This window comes from Kineosphaera limosa NBRC 100340 (assembly GCF_000298215.1).
GTDB classification, from domain to species: domain Bacteria; phylum Actinomycetota; class Actinomycetes; order Actinomycetales; family Dermatophilaceae; genus Kineosphaera; species Kineosphaera limosa.
This window is the reverse complement of sequence record NZ_BAHD01000154.1, coordinates 1-1,539: the sequence shown is the minus strand read 5'-3', so window position 1 is coordinate 1,539 and position 1,539 is coordinate 1. Positions and strand designations below refer to the sequence as shown.

General features: G+C 72.0%; 2 protein-coding genes and 1 tRNA gene. All 3 read left to right on the top strand.

Annotated features, from left to right (window positions below):
• Positions 1-616, top strand: a 616-nt coding sequence (locus KILIM_RS21815; RefSeq protein WP_006594937.1) for an ATP-binding protein, incomplete at its 5' end; no start/stop codon positions are given.
• Between the two features lie 114 nt (positions 617-730).
• Positions 731-805, top strand: a tRNA-Arg gene (locus KILIM_RS21810).
• Positions 806-1,080: 275 nt separating this feature from the next.
• Positions 1,081-1,539 (top strand): hypothetical protein (locus KILIM_RS21805; protein ID WP_006594936.1); only part of this gene is annotated, 459 nt, incomplete at its 3' end.

The following is a 1,539-nucleotide window of genomic DNA, read 5'->3' as shown; positions in this document are numbered from 1 at the left end:
CTGCGCCGCCGAGGTCGGGGCCGTCGGTCAGCGCGTGGCCGCGCTGGAGGGCGAGCTCATCCGCCTGCAGGCCCGGCTCGACCAGGCCGGCGGGCAGGGCCGCGCCGAGAGCCTCGATGCGGCCCTCACCGAACTCGAGCAGGCCCGCAGGGTGCACGAGCGCATCCGCCGCCACGCCGAGGCCGCCCGGTTGCTGCACGAGACACTCGCGGCCCGCAACGGCGCGGCCAAACAGGCGTATGTGCGGCCGTTCGCGCAGACTGTCGCTCGCCTGGGCCGCATCGTCTACGGGCCGACGTTCGAGGTCGAGGTTGCCGATGAGCTGACGATCGTGGCGCGCATCATCGACGGCGAACGCATTCCGTTCGAGGCGCTGTCCACCGGGGCCAAGGAGCAACTGGCGATCCTGACGCGGCTGGCCTGCGCGGTCCTCGTGGATGCCGACCAGGGGGTGCCGGTCGTCATCGACGATGCCCTGGGCTACTCCGATCCCGACAAACTGCGCCGCGTCTGCGCGGCCGTCGGGCAGTTGCACGACCAAGCCCAGGTCGTGCTGCTCACGTGCACCCCGGGTCGTTACGCGGCCATTCCGCAGGCGCACGTCGTGCGGCTCTGAACGGGGCACCCGCCTGGGGCAGGCGCCGGCGGGCCCGGTCGCGGAGGCCGTTTGTCGATCGAGCAGATCGGGCTGCTAACCTCGGCTAGTGCCCGCGCGATCCGTGGGCATGCCGCCCCCGTAGCTCAGGGGATAGAGCACCGCCCTCCGGAGGCGGGAGCGCAGGTTCGAATCCTGCCGGGGGCACCAACGAGACAAAGCCCCGCGCATCTGACGACCAGAGGCGCGGGGCTTCGTCACGTCTGGAGGTGCCCGCACTGGTAGCCGTCAGTCGTAGGGCGGGCCCGGGGGACGTAACGACTTTTCGACGTACTCGCGCCGCACCCTGAGATCACTCCAAGCTGCTGACCTGCGGCTTTCATGTCGAGCCCGATCGGCGGTACGTCGAGAATGCGTAACGTTCGGCGGGCTCGGCTGAGCCCGGCTTCTACAGCGGCTCTTACAGCGGCTCCTACAGTGGCCCAATGGGCGCGGATCAGCGGGCGAACGATCTGCATCGCGCGCTGTTGAGCCTCTACATCGAGGGCGTGCCGCTGGATCCCGCGCTGCGCCCAGACCCTTCCGGCGCCCGGCTGGGGGCCATGTGGGGGGCCACGGCCTCGGACGCTGCGGCCGTGGGCGAGCGGCTGCGCGCCCGGCCAGGGATCGACCGGGTGAGTGTCGTTGACGTTCGGGGTGATTCGCAGGGGGGGTCGCAGGATGACCCACGGGCGCGACTCGAGCTGGAGGTCACCCTCGAGTTGGCGGATCGGGCCCTGACCGCTCTGCTGCGCCGGCCTCCGCTGCCGCGCGCGGCCGGTGGCCCGCAGCGCAGTGGCGCCGGCGCGGAGCGCAGTGGCGCGGGTGCGGAGTACGTCGTGCGCGGGGCCCAAGTGGCCCACGCCCGCTGCCACCGGCACCTGCGGCTGCTGACCCGATCGACG